Here is a 14,102-nt window from a genome sequence, read left to right on the forward strand (position 1 = left end):
GGTTCACCTGCGGCAACGGGTACCCAGCTACATACACGAGCACCAGGACGCGTAAACGAAGCGGGGCCGCCGGGGGTGCCCGCTACCGGCCCCACCGGAGCGCGGCCGTCTGCACCGGCGCGTCCCACAGCCGCAGCAGCTCCCCGTCCACCTGACACAGCGTCACCGAAGCCCCCGCCATGTCCAGCGACGTCACGTAGTTGCCGACGAGCGTACGGGCCACCGCCACCTTCCGCTCGTCGAGCACCCGGCGCACCTCCGCGGCGAACCCGTACAGCTCCAGCAGCGGTGTCGCGCCCATGCCGTTGACCAGCACCAGCACCGGCAGCCGCGGTTCGAGGTCCTCCAGGACCGCCTCCAGCGCGAAGTCCGCGATCTCCCGCGAGGTCATCATCGGCCGCCGCTCCCGCCCCGGCTCGCCGTGGATCCCCACCCCCAACTCCAGCTCGCCGGCGGGCAGTTCGAACGTCGGGCTGCCCTTGGCCGGTGTCGTGCACGCGCTGAGCGCCACCCCGAAGCTGCGCGAGGACCGGACCACCTGCCGGGCCACCGCCTCCACCCGCTCCAGCGGCATGCCCTCCTCGGCCGCCGCTCCGGCGATCTTCTCCACGAACAGCGTCGCGCCCGTGCCGCGCCGCCCGGCCGTGAACGTCGAGTCCGTCACCGCCACGTCGTCGTCCACCAGCACGCTGGCGACCTGGATCCCCTCGTCCTGGGCCAGCTCCTCCGCCATCTGGAAGTTGAGCACGTCACCGGTGTAGTTCTTCACCACGAACAGCACCCCGCGCCCGCTGTCCACCGCGGCCGCCGCCCGCACCATCTGGTCCGGCACCGGCGAGGTGAACACCTCTCCGGGACATGCCGCGTCCAGCATCCCGGGCCCGACGAAACCCGCGTGCAGCGGCTCGTGCCCGCTGCCGCCCCCGGACACCAGGGCCACCTTCTCCGCCACCGGCGCGTCCCGCCGCACCACCACCCGGTTCTCCGCGTCCACCACCAGCTCCGGATGCGCGGCGGCCATCCCCCGCAGGGCGTCCCCGACGACGGTCTCCGGCACGTTGATCAGCATCTTCACGGGTACCTCCTGGTGAGCGGGCGGTCCGGCGGTTCAAGTATCGGCCGCGGGGGCGCCGACGGCAGCGGCGCGCCCCGGTGTCGCGGTCCCGTACGGCCTACCCCTCGCGGCACGGTGCACGCGCCCCGGCTCCTCCGCGCGCGTGATCGGCCGGGAGGTGGTCTGCTGGAACGGGGGCGCCCGTCGGCCCCCGCACCACGTCCCCGCAGTCCGCATCCGGAGAGCCGTATGAGCAGCTATCGCGTGGCGCAGGTCGCCGCCGCCGGAGGCTCGTTCGAGGTCGTCGAGCGCGAGGTGCCGGAGCCCGGCCCCGGCCAGGTGAGGGTGGCCGTGGACGCCTGCGGGGTCTGCCACAGCGATGTCGTCTTCGTGGAGGCCCAGGTCCCGGGCGTACGGTTTCCGCTGGTCCCCGGGCACGAGATCGCCGGGCGCATCGAGGCGCTGGGCGAGGGCGTGGACGGCGGCTGGCACACGGGCGACCGGGTGGCCGTCGGCTGGTTCGGCGGCAGCTGCCACCACTGCCCGCCCTGCCGCCAGGGCGACTTCATCGTCTGCGCGAACCTCAAGGTCCCGGGCTGGGCGTACGACGGCGGCTACGCGGACGCGGTGATCGCGCCGGCCGACGCCCTGGCCCGCATCCCGGAGGCGCTCCCGGCGGCCGAGGCGGCGCCGATGGCCTGCGCGGGGGTGACCACGTTCAACGGGCTGCGGCGCAGTTCCGCCCGGCCGGGCGATCTGGTCGCCGTCCTCGGCATCGGCGGCCTGGGTCACCTGGGCGTGCAGTACGCGGCCGCGATGGGCTTCGAGACCGTGGCCATCGCCCGTGGCGCGGCCAAGGCCGACTTCGCCGAGCAGCTCGGCGCGCACCACTACGTCGACAGCACGGCGGCCACCCCGGTCGCGGACGCCCTGCAGTCCCTCGGCGGCGCCAAGGTCGTCCTGGCCACCGCGCCCAGCGCGGGCGCCATCGCGGCGACCGTGGACGGGCTGTCCCACCGCGGCGAGTTGGTGGTCATCGGCGTCTCCCCGGAACCGCTGGGGATCAGCCCGCTGCAGTTGATCATGAGTGGCCGGGCCGTCCGCGGCCATCCGTCCGGCACCGCACAGGACGTCCAGGACGCCATGGCCTTCAGCGCGCTGCACGGCATCCGCCCGATGATCGAGACCGCGCCGCTGGACCGGACCGACGAGGCCTACCGCAAGATGCTCTCCGGCACCGCCCGCTTCCGGATGGTGCTCACGCTCCGCTGACCCGCACCGCGCCGCCGCCGAGGTTGCCCGGGGCGGCCGCACCCCAGCACTTGGAAATGGTTTCCATTACCGTTAATGTGGGCAGGGATACCGAGAGGCCCAGACGGGGACCGACGAGAGGTAGTCCGTACATGTCCGCCCACTGCCAACTGACCGGTGCCACACCGGGCTTCGGCAAGACCATCTCCCATTCGCACCGCCGGACCTCCCGCCGGTTCGACCCGAACATCCAGCGCAAGCGCTACTGGCTGGCGAGCGAGGGCCGGTACGTCCGGCTCACCCTCAGCGCCAAAGGGATCAGGACGGTCGACGTCATCGGGGTCGAGGCCGCGGTGGCGCGCATCCGCGCACGAGGGGTGAAGGTCTGATGGCCAAGCAGAGCAAGATCGCGAAGAACGAGCAGCGCAAGGTGGTCGTCGCGCGGTACGCGGCCCGGCGTGCCGAGCTGAAGGAGATCATCCGGCGGCCCTCGTCGACCGATGGCGAACGCGCCGCCGCCCAGGCCGAGTTGCGGCGGCAGCCGCGCGATGCGAGCGCGACCCGGGTGCGGAACCGGGACGGCGTGGACGGCCGCCCGCGCGGCCACCTGCGGAAGTTCGGGCTGTCCCGGGTACGGGTGCGCCAGCAGGCGCACGCCGGCTTCCTCCCCGGGGTCACCAAGTCGTCCTGGTAAGCGTGCAGACGGCGTACCGGCCGACGGACCGGCGTACGGAGGCGTACCGGCGTACGGACCGGCGTGCCGGCCGACGGACCGGGGGCCCGGGCGGCTGGTGCCCGGGCCGTCGGCCGCCGTGCGTGTGCTAGCTGTCAGACAAGGCTGCCCGCACCGGCCGGGACCCGGCCGAGTTCCTCGGCGCGCAGTCGTGCGTAGCCGGGGAGGACGACCTCGTTCAGCAGCGCGGTGCGCTCGTCGAAGGGGAGGAAGGCGGCCTTGACCGCGTTGACCGTGAACTCCTCCAGTTCGGCCGCGCCGTAGCCGAAGGTGGTGGCCAGGTGCTGGAACTCCTGCGTCATCGTCGTGCCGCTGACCAGGCGGTTGTCCGTGTTGAGGCAGACCCGGAAGCCGAGCCGGCGGAGCAGGTCGATCGGGTGCTCCGGGTAGCTCGCGGCGGCGCCCGTCTGGAGGTTGGAGGTGGGGCACACCTCCAGCGCGATGCGCATGTCGCGGACGTACGAGGCGAGCCGGCCCAGCGTGACCCGGCCGTCGGGACCGGTCGAGAGGTCGTCGGTGATCCGCACGCCGTGGCCGATGCGGTGGGCGCCGCAGCGCAGCACCGCCTCGTGGATGGAGTCCATGCCGACGGCCTCACCGGCGTGGATGGTCACCCGGGCGCCCTGGGCGCGGAGGTAGTCGAACGCCTCCGCGTGCCTGCTCGCCGGATTGCCGATCTCGCCGCCGGCGATGTCGAACCCGGCCACCCCGCGGTCGCGGTGCGCGACCGCGAGCCGGGCGATCTCCGGCGAGCGGTCCGCGTGCCGCATGGCGCACAGCAGGGTGCCGACCCGGATGCGGTGGCCGGCGGCCGCGGCCCGGCGCTCGCCCTCCCGGAATCCGGCGTTGACCGCGTCCACGACCTCGTCCAGGGTCAGCCCGCCGGTCAGGTGCTGCTCGGGGGCGTAGCGCACCTCGGCGTAGACCACGCCGTCGGCCGCGAGGTCCTCGGCGCACTCGGCGGCGATCCTGAAGAGCGCCTCCGGGGTCTGCATGACCGCGCAGGTGTGCGCGAAGGTCTCCAGGTAGCGCTCCAGCGAACCCGAGTCGGCGGCGTCCCGGAACCAGCGGCCCAGCTCGGCGGGGTCGGTGGTGGGCAGGTTCCGGTACCCGATGTGCTCGGCCAGCTCGATGACCGTGGCGGGGCGCAGGCCGCCGTCGAGGTGGTCGTGCAGCAGCACCTTGGGGGCGCGCCGGATCTGCTGCTCGTCGAGCACGTGGGGGGCCGCCAGCGGCAGCTTGTCAGACAAGGTCATGAGGCGGGAGTATGACACGACTTCCCGGGGACGGCGAACGCGTCCCGGGGGGCGGTGCCGGCCGGACGAGCGGCGGGCCGTCCCCGGGGCCGGCCCGCCGGCCGTTCCGCCGGGTGCCTCGCCGCTCGCCGCCCGCCGCCCGGCTCCCCGTCCCGCCGCCCGGCTTACCGGGCCTGCCAGACCGGCAGGGCCGGCGCGCCCGGCGGCAGCATGTGCTTGGCCGCCAGCAGCGGCGTCCGGTCCAGCCGGACGACCTGGGTGATCAGTACCGCGGGGGTGTCCGCCGGGCGGTCCAGCTGTGCCCCGCGCTGCCGGCCGAGGGTGGTGGCCACGACCGTGCTGCCGCCGGTCAGCGGCAGCCCGCGGCCGGCCGCGAGCAGCAGCCGGAGCATGGACGACGAGCCCGCCGCCTGCCCGTCGAACGCCTCCACCGCGGCCGGCAGCAGCTCCGCCAGCAGTTCGTCCTGCGCCGCCCACTCCTGCGTCAGGCACGAGGGCAGACCGGCCACCTCGATGCGGCTCTCCCAGAAGCGGACCCGGCAGGTGCCCGGCAGCAGCAGGTGCTGGGTGGAGAAGTCGGTCGGCTCCTCGTGCGTACGGGCCAGGGCGGTGGTGGTGACCTGGCGGTCCTCGCCCAGCAGCTCCTCGACCGGCTTGAGGTACTCGAAGCCGCGCGGCGGCAGGTGGTGGCTGACCGTGCGGCCCACCCCGCGGCGTACGTTGATCACGCCGTCCTCCTGGAGCAGGATCAGCGCCTCGCGCAGCGCGGGCCGGCTCACGCCCAGCTCGGCGGCGAGCCGGGGCTCGGTCGGCAGGGTGGAGCCCGGCGGGTACGTGCCGTCCCGGACCGCCTCGACCATGCGCTCGTAGAGCGCGACGACCGGACGCCGCTGCGGTTGCCTGCCGGCCATGTCGTTCTCCCTCTTCCACGCCGTCCCGCCCTGTCCGACAAGTCTGCCCCAGGCGCGGAGGATCGTGGTCCGGTGGCCGGTGGCCGGTGGCCGGTGGCCGGTGGCCGGTGGCCGGTGGCCGGTGGCCGCGGGGCGGGGCCGGCCCGGCAAGGGAGGGCTAACATGAACAAATGGGGCGTTCGCGTGGGACTGTGACGCAACGACTGATCGGCGACCACCTGGTCTCCGGCCGAATGGAGCCGGGCGAGGAGATCGCCCTCCGGGTCGACCAGACGCTCACTCAGGACGCCACCGGCACGCTGGTGATGCAGGAGCTGGAGGCGCTGGCGCTGGAACGGGTGCGGACCGAGGTCAGCGTGCAGTACGTCGACCACAACATCCTGCAGGCCGACGAGCGCAATGCGGAGGACCACCTCTTCCTCCGCTCGGCCGCCCGCCGTTTCGGGCTGTGGTTCTCCAAGCCCGGGAACGGCGTCTCCCATCCGACGCATATGCAGCACTTCGGAATTCCCGGGAAAACCCTGGCCGGTTCGGATTCCCACACCTGCGCCGGCGGATCGCTGGGCATGCTGGCCATCGGAACCGGCGGGCTGGAAGTGGCCCTCGCCATGGCCGGACGGCCACTGCACCTCACCATGCCGGAGATCTGGGGAATCCGGCTGACCGGTGAACTCCCGCCGTGGGTGAGCGCCAAGGACGTCATCCTGGAAATGCTCCGCCGCCACGGCGTTCAGGGGGGCGTCCGACCTCCGGGAAATGTCGTCGGCGTACGGGAGGTCGCCGGGGAGCCGGTCGGGCAGGTCGTCATCGGCTCGTCGGCGAACCCCGGACTCCGTGACTTCGCGGTGCCCGCCGCCATGGTGAAGGGGCGGCAGACCGCCCCGGGAGTGAGCTTCGACATCAATCCCACCTCCCGGGAGATCCTCCAGGACCTGACCCGGTGCGGAGCCACCTTCGAACTGATCGCCGCCGGCGCCAGAATTCACCAGTCGGGCGCTCTGGGCTGTATCGGCATGGGGCAGGCGCCGGCCGCGGGCCGCAATTCGCTGCGTACCTTCCCGCGGAACTTCCCCGGCCGCTCCGGCACCGACGACGACGCCGTCTGGCTGTGTTCGCCGGAAACCGCCACCGCCTCCGCGCTGACCGGCACCCTCACCGATCCCCGCGACTGGGCCGCCCGCTGCGCCATGCCCTGCCCGGCACCGGCCGCCCCGGATCCGGTCTCGGTCAACCACGCCATGCTGGAGCCGCCGTTGCCCCCGGACGAGGCGCTGCGGGTGGAGCTGGAACGCGGCCCCAACATTTCCGCGCTGCCGGAACTCGACCCGCTGCCCGACGAGATGGAACTCCCCGTTCTCCTCAAGGCCGGTGACGACGTCTCGACCGACGAGATCTCCCCGGCGGGCGCAAAGGCCCTGCCGTACCGGTCCAACATCCCGAAACTCGCGGAATTCACCCTGACCCGGCTCGACCCGGACTATCCGCGGCGTGCGAAGGAGGTCCGGGAGGGCGGCGGTCATGTCATCGTCGCCGGGGAGAACTACGGGCAGGGCTCGTCGCGGGAACACGCCGCCCTCACCCCGCGCCACCTCGGCCTACGCGCCGTCCTCGCGAAGTCGTACGCCCGGATCCACTGGCAGAACCTCGCCAACTTCGGCGTCCTGGCCCTGGAATTCGACGATCCGGACGCCTACGGGCGCATCGGCCCCGGGGACCGGCTGCGGCTCACCGGACTGCACGAGGCGCTCGCCGAGCACGGCCCGCCGGCCCTCCGCGTCCGCAACACCACCCGTGACGAGGAGTATCCGGTCCATCACCGGCTCTCGCCCGGCCGCCGCCGGGCGGTCCTGGCGGGCGGCATCATCCCGGCCCTGGCGCGCTGAGAACGGGGCTCAGCGCGGGCCCGGCCCGGTGACCGGGCGTCGCTCGCGGCGGATGCGGCGCAGCAGGACGACGAGGTCCAGCGCGGCGAGGAGCACCAGCACCCCGCAGACCACGGCCAGGACCAGCAGCACGGTCGGGCCGGGGGAGTCCTGCGGGCCGGCCGCCCCCGACCACACCGCGAAACCCACCGTTCCCGCGCCGAAGACCACCACCGCGACGGCCGACAGGATCAGCCGGAGCCGCAGCGGACTGCGGGCCGTGACCGGCTCGGTGCCGCTGCGCCGAGGGTCCTCGGGCACGGGTTCGTCCGGACGGTCCTCGGGCACGGTCGCGTCCCCCTTCCGGTCGGCCGACCCCGTGCCGGGGAGATCCTCGGCACGGGGGCCGCTGAGCCGAGCCGCTCGTCACCGGGGGGCACCGCGGCGGTTCCCTCACCCACCACCTGCGGACCCGGGGCGCGGCTCGTCCTCCCTCCCATTCTCCCACCGTGTGCCCGGCACGGGCGGTGCGGCCGGCCACCCCCGCCGGTCGTCTCGCGCGCGTCCGCCCCTGGCCGCACAGTGGAAACGACGAGCTCGACGAGCAGCGGGCACACCGCCCGCGGGCAGGGAGAAACGGCTGATCGGGAGGCGTGAGGGGCGATGACCAGCGGTGCCGGTTCCGGCCGGTACGCGCACCTGGACCCGGATACCGGCCCGGCCTTCGAGGAACTGGCCACGCTGGCCGACGGTGACCGCAGGGAGAGGCTGCGCGAGGAGATCCTGCGGGCCTGGCTGCCGATGGCCCACCGGCTGGCCCGCCGCTACACCGGCCGCGGCGAGAGCGACGAGGACCTGCGGCAGGTGGCCGCGCTCGGCCTGCTCAAGGCGATCGACGCGTTCGACCCGGGGGCGGACACCCCGTTCGGCGCGTTCGCGGTGCCCACCATCGTCGGCGAAATCAAGCGGCACTTCCGCGACGCGATGTGGGCGGTGCACGTCCCACGCAGCGTCAAGGACCTGCGGACCAAGGTCTTCCGCGCCCGCGAGGAGCTGTCCGCCCGCGCCGGTCAGCAGGAGGTCACGGTACGCGACCTGGCCGCCCACACCGGCCTCACCCAGGACGAGGTGCTGCTCGGCCTCGACGCCGAGAACACCTTCACCGCACTGTCCCTGGAACGCCCCCTGGGCGGCGACGGCTCCGACACGCTCGGCGAACTCGTCGGCCAGGAGGACCCGGCGCTGGCCCTGGTGGACGACCGCGCGGCGGCCACCGCGGGCCTGCGCATGCTCCCGGAGCGTGAGCGCCGCATCCTCTACCTGCGCTACTTCATGGGCCTGACGCAGAAGGAAATAGGCGACCGGGTCGGCCTCTCCCAGATGCACATCTCCCGCCTCCTGCGCCGCTCCTGCGATTTCGTCCGCGAACAGACCTTCGCCGCGCCCCGGACGTAGCCCATCGACGCGGCGCCTTTCCGGGGACGCGCGGAGCTGCCCCGGCCGGGTCGCCGCCCCGCTCCGGGCGGGGCACCCTGGAAGCGTAATCGCGTGCCATGAGCCGAGCTGTGAGGTGCCTGATGAGCACTCTCGAAGAACACATAGACATCAGCGTTCCGCTCGATACGGCATGGGAATGCCTGCATCGTGCGGAGTCCTATCCGCAGTTCCTGGACGGTGTGCAGGCGGCCCGGTCGGAGGGCGAGCGGACCCGGCTGGACGTCGAGGCCGGCGGCCGCACCCGGGAGTTCGAGGTCACGATCACCGACCGGGGCGGGGACAACGTGATGACGTGGCGGACCACGAGTGGGCCCAGCCTGGGCGGCGCCTTCTCGCTGCTGCCCCTCGACGACGAGCACACCCGCCTGCAGGCCCGGTTCGAGTACGAGCCGGGGACCATCACCGAGGCCTTCGGCGGTCCCAAGGGCTTCGCCCAGGCTGCCGCCATCGAACGGGGCCTGCGCAGCGATCTGCAGCAGTTCAAGGAGCTGGTGGAGCAGGGCGGGTGAGCCGCGCCGGTTCTTCCTGACGCGGAGGGGCGCTGCCCGAGCCGAGGGGGCGGTCGCCTGATGCACCTGATGCGGAGGGGCGGTTTCCGGACGGGAGACGGCGATGCCGGACGCAGTGGTGATCGGGGCCGGCCCCAACGGGCTGGTCGCGGCGAACCTGCTGGCCGACGCCGGGTGGACGGTGGAGGTGCTGGAGGAGCAGGAGGAGCCGGGCGGAGCGGTCCGCAGTGACCGCGGCGTGCACGCCGATTACGTCAGCGACCTGTGCAGCTCCTTCTACCCGTTGGCCGCCGCCTCGCCGGTCCTCGCGCGCCTGGACCTGTACGAGCAGGGGCTGGTGTGGAGCCATGCGCCCCGGGTGCTGGCCCATCCGCTGACGGACGGCCGCTGCGCAGTGCTGGACCGCTCCCCCGGGGACACCGCGGCCGCACTGGAAGCCTTCGGCGCCGGCGACGGGGTCGCCTGGCAGGGGCTGTGCGGCATCTGGGACCGGATCGGCCCGGACCTGCTCAAGGCCCTGTTCACCCCGTTCCCGCCGGTGCGCGCGACGGCCCGGCTGGCCGCCCGGCTCCGCGCGGAGGGCGGGCTGCGGCTGGCCCGGCTGCTGCTGTTGCCCGTACGGCGCCTGGGCGAGGAGGAGTTCCGCGGCGAGGCCGGGCGGCTGCTGCTGGCCGGCAACGCACTGCACGCGGACCTCGCCCCGGAAGCGGCGGGCAGCGGCGGGTTCGGCTGGCTGATGTCGATGCTGGCGCAGTCCTGCGGCTTCCCGGTGCCGGCCGGCGGGGCGCAGGAGCTGACCTGGGCGCTGGTCCGGCGGCTGCAGCGGCGCGGCGGGGTGCTGCGTTGCGGGGAGCGGGTGGTCGGGATCGTGGTCCGCGCCGGGCGCGCGGTGGCGGTGCGCACCGCGATCGGCGAGACGGTGCCGGCCCGCCGGGCGGTGCTCGCCGACGTGTCCGTGCCGGCGCTGTACGGCCGGCTGCTCGACCCCCGCGAACTGCCCGGCCGTCTGCTCGCGGACCTGCGGCGCTTCCAGTGGGACTTCGCCACGTTCAAGGTGGACTGGGCGCTGGGCGGCCCGGTGCCGTGGGCCGCCGAGGGCGCGGCCACCGCCGGCACCGTGCACCTCGCCGACGGGCTGGACGAACTCACGCGGTTCGCCGCACAGATCGCGATGGGGCAGGTGCCGGACCGGCCGTTCGCGCTGTTCGGGCAGATGACCACCGCGGACCCCACCCGCTCGCCGCCGGGCACCGAGTCCGCCTGGGCCTACACCCACGTACCGCACCGGGTCCGCGGGGACGCGGCGGAGCGGGGCGGGATCACCGGCGCCTGGGACCGCGGCGAGCAGGAGGCGATGGCGGACCGGGTGGAGGCGCAGGTCGAGCGGTTCGCCCCCGGCTTCCGGGCCCGGATCAAGGCCCGCCGCATCCTCGCCCCGCCCACCCTGGAGGCGCTGGACGCCAATCTGCACGGCGGCGCGGTCAACGGCGGCACCACCGCCGTCCACCAGCAGCTGTTCTTCCGGCCGCTGCCGGGCCTGGGGCGACCGGAAACCCCGGTGGAGGGGCTCTTCCTGGCCTCGGCCGGCGCGCACCCGGGCGGCGGGGTGCACGGCGCACCGGGGGCCAACGCGGCCCGGGCGGCGCTGCGCCGCGCGCCGGGCAGCCTGCTCCACCGCACCCAGGACGCCCTGGGACGCGGCGCCCCGCTGCGGGCCGGCACCTGGCCGTGACAGCCGGCCCCGACCCGGCCCGCCGGCGCCCCTCGTGACGGCCGGCCCCGACCCGGCCCGCCGTCGTGACGGCCGCCGCGCCCTATGCCGCCTGGCGGCCGCCGTCCCGCCCGGGCACGACCAGGACCGGCGAGGCCGCACGGTGCAGCACCTCGCCGCTCACCGAGCCGAGCATCAGCCGGCGCAGGCCGCTGCGGCCGTGGGTGCCGACGACCAGCAGGGCGGCGCCGCGGGACGCCTCGGTCAGCATCGTGGCCGGGCGGACGCGTTCGACCCGGGCGTGCACGGTGACGTCGGGGAAGCGGTCGAGACGCTTGGCCGCCTCGGTGCGCAGGATCTCCAGCGCGGCCGCGTCGAGCGCCTCGTAGTCGGGCGCGACCAGACTGGGGCCGGTCGGCACCTCGCCGGGGTGGAAGGTGGCGTGCAGCAGCTCCAGGCTCGCTCCGCGCACCGCCGCCTCGCCGTACGCCACGTCCAGCGCCTCCGCCGAGAGGTCGCCGAGGTCCGCCCCGACCACCACCCGGTTGTCCGGGGCCGCGGAGGTCTCCCCGGGCCGTACGACGATGACCGGGCAGTCGGCGTGGGTGGCCACCTGCTGGCTGACCGACCCCAGCGGCAGCCGCGGGAAGCCGCCGCCGCCGCGGTGGCCGAGTACGAGGAAGGAGGCCTCGGTGGCGCGCTCCAGCAGGACCGGCGCGGGTCGGCCGGGCACCGTCTCGGTGGTCACCGTGATGCCGGGGAACTCCGAGCGGACGAGCTCGGCGAGCTGTTCGGTGCCGGCGGCGCCCGGGGCCGGCGGGCCGTGCCCGGCCTCGTCCGCCGCGGTGCCGGCGGGGTCCGGGTGGCCGGTGACGTGGAGCAGATGCAGCGGGGTGTGGTGCAGTCCGGCCTGCCGCGCGGCGTGCCGGACCACCGTCCGTTGGCCGCCTCCTTCGTCAACTCCCGCCAGGACCGGGCGGATCGGTGAGGCACCGGACATCGGGTCACTCCTGTTCGCGTCGGGCACGCCGGGGCCGGGCGACCCCCGGGGGAAGGGCGGCTACCCCGCGAAGGGAGCGGTCAAGCGGGCCCGTCCGGTCCGATCGTGTCGGGGACCAGCAGCATGAGCGCCACGTCGTCCAACCGGTCCGCCCCGGAGTACCGGTTCTCCAGCAGGGCGTCCGCGAGGGCGTCGGGCTGCCGGGGCGGCGCCGCGCTCAGCCGGCCGGCCAGCTCCGCGACCGCACGGTCCAGGTCGACCCCCGGCTGCTCGACGAGCCCGTCGGTGTAGAGGGCCAGCACGGAGCCCGGTGGCAGGTCGATCTCGGTGGCCTCGTACCGGGCGTCGGGGTCGATGCCCAGCAGCAGCCCGTGCGGCACGTCCAGGACCCGGGTGTGCCCGTCGGGCTGGCGGAGCAGCGGCGGCGGATGGCCGGCGCTGGCCAGACAGGCCCGGCCGGAGCGCAGATTGATGTGCACGTACAGGCAGCTGGTGAACAGGTCGGGGTCCAGATCGGTCAGCAGCCGGTTCGTCCGGGCCAGCACCTCGCCCGGGGAGGCGCCCGCGGTGGCGTGGGCGTGCACGGCGGTACGGGCCTGCCCCATCAGGGCGGCCGCCGCCGCGTTGTGGCCCTGTACGTCGCCGATCACCGCGGCCACGCTGTCCGTGTCGAGGCGGATCAGGTCGTAGAAGTCGCCGCCGATGTCCATCCCGCGGGTCGACGGGAGATAGCGGGCGGCGACCGCGAGGCCGGGCACCGGCGGCAGACCGTGCGGCAGCAGCCCGGCCTGCAGGTCGTGGGCCAGCTGGTGTTTGGCGTCGTACAGCCGGGCCCGGTCCAGTGCCTGCGCGATCAGCCCGGCCAGTGAGGTGAGGACCTGGTGCTCCTCCGTGCTGAAGGTGCGGGGGCGGTCGTACGAGAGGATGCAGCAGCCGACCGGGCGGCCGGAGACGATCAGCGGCAGCACGGCCCGGGCCGCCTTGCCCGTCAGCTGCGGCAGCCCCGGGTAGTCGCGTTCCATCTGCTCGGGGGTGGTGTAGAAACTGGGCTCCCCGGTGGCGAGCGCGTGCACGGCCGGGCTCTTCGCGGCGCCCAGCGCGAGCCCCTCGAAGGCGGCGATGGCCTCGGCGGGGTAACCACGGTGGCCGATGGTCCGCAGCCGGCCGGCCTCCGCCGCGTACATGAGCATGCCCTGGGCGCCGAAGGCCGGCACGATCTGGTCGGCGACGAGGTCGACGACGTCCTGGACGCCGACCGCCTCGGTGAGCGCGGCCGCCAGATGCAGCACGTGGTAGATCTGCCCGGCCCGGGGCGGCACCGCCTCTCCCGGTGCGGGGACCGGCAGCGGGCCGTAGTCCTTGCCGGCCGGGACCTCCGAGGGCGCGATCCACACGCTCAGCCCGCGGCCGTCCGGGAACAGCCGGAAGGTGAGCCAGCGGTCGGGCGGGCGGAAGGCGACGAAGGACATCGGCTGACGGCTGATCACCGCGGCGCGGTACCGGTCCTCGAACACCGGGTCCCGCAGCCAGGGCAGCGCCTCCCAGGGGCGCGCGCCGATCAGCCGGTCCGGCTCCTCGCCGAGCAGCTCCGCCGCGCCGGTCGTGACCAGGGTGACGGCGCCGTCGAGGTCGAGGGCGCAGGCGCCGCCCGGGAGGCGTTCGGCGAAATCGACCGCGGCCCATGCCTCCTGCGGGCCGACGGTCCGGGCCGGCGGCGGGGTCAGCACCCGCGGCTCGACCGGCCGCGGCGGGTGCCCCTCGGACCGCCGGGGGTGCCGCGCCAGCACTTCCGCCAGCTGCCGGCAGCCGTTCTCCACGTGCTCCCGCTCGTCCGGCGACAGGTGCGGCGGATGATCTGCCGGCCACAGCAGCAGCAGTGCCCCCCGGCTCCCGTCCCCGTCCCGGTCGCCGATCGGCGCGGCGGCCAGCGCGAAGTCGTACGGCACGGCCACCGCCGTCCGGGGGAAGTCACGGACCAGCTGCTGATGGCTGCCCGCCCACACCAGGTGCCGCCGGCGGACGGCGACCGCGACCGGGATGGGGGCGGCCAGCGCCACCCGGCTCCACGGCTCCAGGAACGGCGCGGGCACCCCGCTCATGACGGTCAGCTGCAGCACCGGCTCGTCGTCCGCCAGCACGTACACGCCGCCGGCGGACGCCCCGGCGTCCAGCATCGTCCGGAGCAGTGCCCAGTCCAGCGGGTCGGTCCCGGTCCCGCCGCTCATCTCGCACCTTCACACCGCTGTCGTCGTGACATTTGCGACCCGCTCCGGCCCGCCGTCCGTCCGGAACAGTGCTGACGTTACGCCGACGGCCGG

At 74.6% G+C, this 14,102-nt stretch carries 13 protein-coding genes; 7 read left to right on the forward strand and 6 right to left on the reverse strand.

The genetic code is table 11. The annotated features are described in order from the left end of the window. Positions 1-82 precede the first annotated feature (82 nt). Positions 83-1,075 (reverse strand): dihydroxyacetone kinase subunit DhaK, encoded by a 993-nt coding sequence (gene dhaK, locus AB0G35_RS14605; protein WP_360948391.1) that lies wholly within the window; start codon positions 1,073-1,075, stop codon positions 83-85. 228 nt (positions 1,076-1,303) lie between these two features. Between dhaK and AB0G35_RS14610 the strand changes: the two genes are divergently transcribed. The 3 genes from AB0G35_RS14610 (at position 1,304) to rpsN (ending at position 2,999) form a co-directional block, all read left to right on the forward strand. Beyond that, positions 1,304-2,326 carry an alcohol dehydrogenase catalytic domain-containing protein gene (locus tag AB0G35_RS14610; RefSeq protein WP_360948393.1) on the forward strand — a complete coding sequence of 341 codons (1,023 nt, stop codon included), beginning with the start codon at positions 1,304-1,306 and terminating at the stop codon, positions 2,324-2,326. Positions 2,327-2,457: 131 nt separating this feature from the next. Continuing rightward, complete coding sequence (gene rpmB, locus AB0G35_RS14615; RefSeq protein ID WP_360948395.1) at positions 2,458-2,694, forward strand: 50S ribosomal protein L28; 237 nt, start codon at positions 2,458-2,460, stop codon at positions 2,692-2,694. Next, the gene (gene rpsN, locus AB0G35_RS14620) at positions 2,694-2,999 is read left to right on the forward strand and encodes a 30S ribosomal protein S14 (protein WP_360948397.1); all 306 of its coding nucleotides are present in this window, start codon (positions 2,694-2,696) and stop codon (positions 2,997-2,999) included. The genes rpmB and rpsN overlap by 1 nt, the downstream gene beginning before the upstream one ends. Positions 3,000-3,133: 134 nt before the next feature. On the opposite strand, the gene AB0G35_RS14625 is transcribed toward rpsN, so the two are convergent. Both AB0G35_RS14625 and AB0G35_RS14630 read right to left on the reverse strand, forming a co-directional pair. Continuing rightward, on the reverse strand, positions 3,134-4,294 hold the full coding sequence (locus AB0G35_RS14625) for an adenosine deaminase (RefSeq protein ID WP_360948399.1): 1,161 nt from the start codon (positions 4,292-4,294) through the stop codon (positions 3,134-3,136). A gap of 164 nt (positions 4,295-4,458) precedes the next feature. Beyond that, on the reverse strand, positions 4,459-5,205 hold the full coding sequence (locus AB0G35_RS14630) for a GntR family transcriptional regulator (protein ID WP_360948401.1): 747 nt from the start codon (positions 5,203-5,205) through the stop codon (positions 4,459-4,461). A gap of 170 nt (positions 5,206-5,375) precedes the next feature. Here AB0G35_RS14630 and AB0G35_RS14635 point away from each other — a divergent pair, with 170 nt between their 5' ends. Continuing rightward, positions 5,376-7,088 carry an aconitase family protein gene (locus tag AB0G35_RS14635; RefSeq protein ID WP_360948403.1) on the forward strand — a complete coding sequence of 571 codons (1,713 nt, stop codon included), beginning with the start codon at positions 5,376-5,378 and terminating at the stop codon, positions 7,086-7,088. A 9-nt stretch (positions 7,089-7,097) separates the two neighbouring features. On the opposite strand, the gene AB0G35_RS14640 is transcribed toward AB0G35_RS14635, so the two are convergent. Continuing rightward, entirely contained in the window at positions 7,098-7,415 is a 318-nt protein-coding gene (locus AB0G35_RS14640; RefSeq protein WP_360948405.1) for a DUF6343 family protein, read from the reverse strand. Positions 7,416-7,730: 315 nt separating this feature from the next. Between AB0G35_RS14640 and AB0G35_RS14645 the strand changes: the two genes are divergently transcribed. The 3 genes from AB0G35_RS14645 to AB0G35_RS14655 all read left to right on the forward strand — a co-directional run bounded on the left by AB0G35_RS14645 (position 7,731) and on the right by AB0G35_RS14655 (position 10,805). After that, positions 7,731-8,522 carry a SigB/SigF/SigG family RNA polymerase sigma factor gene (locus AB0G35_RS14645; protein ID WP_360948407.1) on the forward strand — a complete coding sequence of 264 codons (792 nt, stop codon included), beginning with the start codon at positions 7,731-7,733 and terminating at the stop codon, positions 8,520-8,522. A 122-nt stretch (positions 8,523-8,644) separates the two neighbouring features. Next, positions 8,645-9,073 (forward strand): SRPBCC family protein, encoded by a 429-nt coding sequence (locus AB0G35_RS14650; RefSeq protein ID WP_360948409.1) that lies wholly within the window; start codon positions 8,645-8,647, stop codon positions 9,071-9,073. 103 nt (positions 9,074-9,176) lie between these two features. After that, positions 9,177-10,805, forward strand: coding sequence for an NAD(P)/FAD-dependent oxidoreductase (locus tag AB0G35_RS14655; protein WP_360948411.1), 1,629 nt, complete (start codon positions 9,177-9,179; stop codon positions 10,803-10,805). 82 nt (positions 10,806-10,887) lie between these two features. On the opposite strand, the gene AB0G35_RS14660 is transcribed toward AB0G35_RS14655, so the two are convergent. Both AB0G35_RS14660 and AB0G35_RS14665 read right to left on the reverse strand, forming a co-directional pair. Next, a complete protein-coding gene (locus AB0G35_RS14660) occupies positions 10,888-11,784 on the reverse strand; it encodes a universal stress protein (RefSeq protein WP_360948413.1) in 897 nt (298 codons plus the stop codon). An 80-nt stretch (positions 11,785-11,864) separates the two neighbouring features. Further along, positions 11,865-14,009 carry a SpoIIE family protein phosphatase gene (locus AB0G35_RS14665; RefSeq protein WP_360948415.1) on the reverse strand — a complete coding sequence of 715 codons (2,145 nt, stop codon included), beginning with the start codon at positions 14,007-14,009 and terminating at the stop codon, positions 11,865-11,867. Between the last annotated feature and the right edge of the window lie 93 nt (positions 14,010-14,102).

Source organism: Streptomyces sp. NPDC021749 (assembly GCF_040640655.1).
Lineage (GTDB): Bacteria > Actinomycetota > Actinomycetes > Streptomycetales > Streptomycetaceae > Streptomyces.

Coding starts and splice junctions, on each gene's coding strand:
- AB0G35_RS14645 (WP_360948407.1), top strand. CDS start 7,731: ATGACCAGCGGTGCCGGTTCCGGCCGGTACGCGCACCTGGACCCGGAT.
- AB0G35_RS14630 (WP_360948401.1), bottom strand. CDS start 5,205: ATGGCCGGCAGGCAACCGCAGCGGCGTCCGGTCGTCGCGCTCTACGAG.
- AB0G35_RS14665 (WP_360948415.1), bottom strand. CDS start 14,009: ATGAGCGGCGGGACCGGGACCGACCCGCTGGACTGGGCACTGCTCCGG.
- AB0G35_RS14635 (WP_360948403.1), top strand. CDS start 5,376: ATGGGGCGTTCGCGTGGGACTGTGACGCAACGACTGATCGGCGACCAC.
- AB0G35_RS14660 (WP_360948413.1), bottom strand. CDS start 11,784: ATGTCCGGTGCCTCACCGATCCGCCCGGTCCTGGCGGGAGTTGACGAA.
- AB0G35_RS14655 (WP_360948411.1), top strand. CDS start 9,177: ATGCCGGACGCAGTGGTGATCGGGGCCGGCCCCAACGGGCTGGTCGCG.
- AB0G35_RS14625 (WP_360948399.1), bottom strand. CDS start 4,294: ATGACCTTGTCTGACAAGCTGCCGCTGGCGGCCCCCCACGTGCTCGAC.
- rpmB (WP_360948395.1), top strand. CDS start 2,458: ATGTCCGCCCACTGCCAACTGACCGGTGCCACACCGGGCTTCGGCAAG.
- AB0G35_RS14650 (WP_360948409.1), top strand. CDS start 8,645: ATGAGCACTCTCGAAGAACACATAGACATCAGCGTTCCGCTCGATACG.
- rpsN (WP_360948397.1), top strand. CDS start 2,694: ATGGCCAAGCAGAGCAAGATCGCGAAGAACGAGCAGCGCAAGGTGGTC.
- AB0G35_RS14610 (WP_360948393.1), top strand. CDS start 1,304: ATGAGCAGCTATCGCGTGGCGCAGGTCGCCGCCGCCGGAGGCTCGTTC.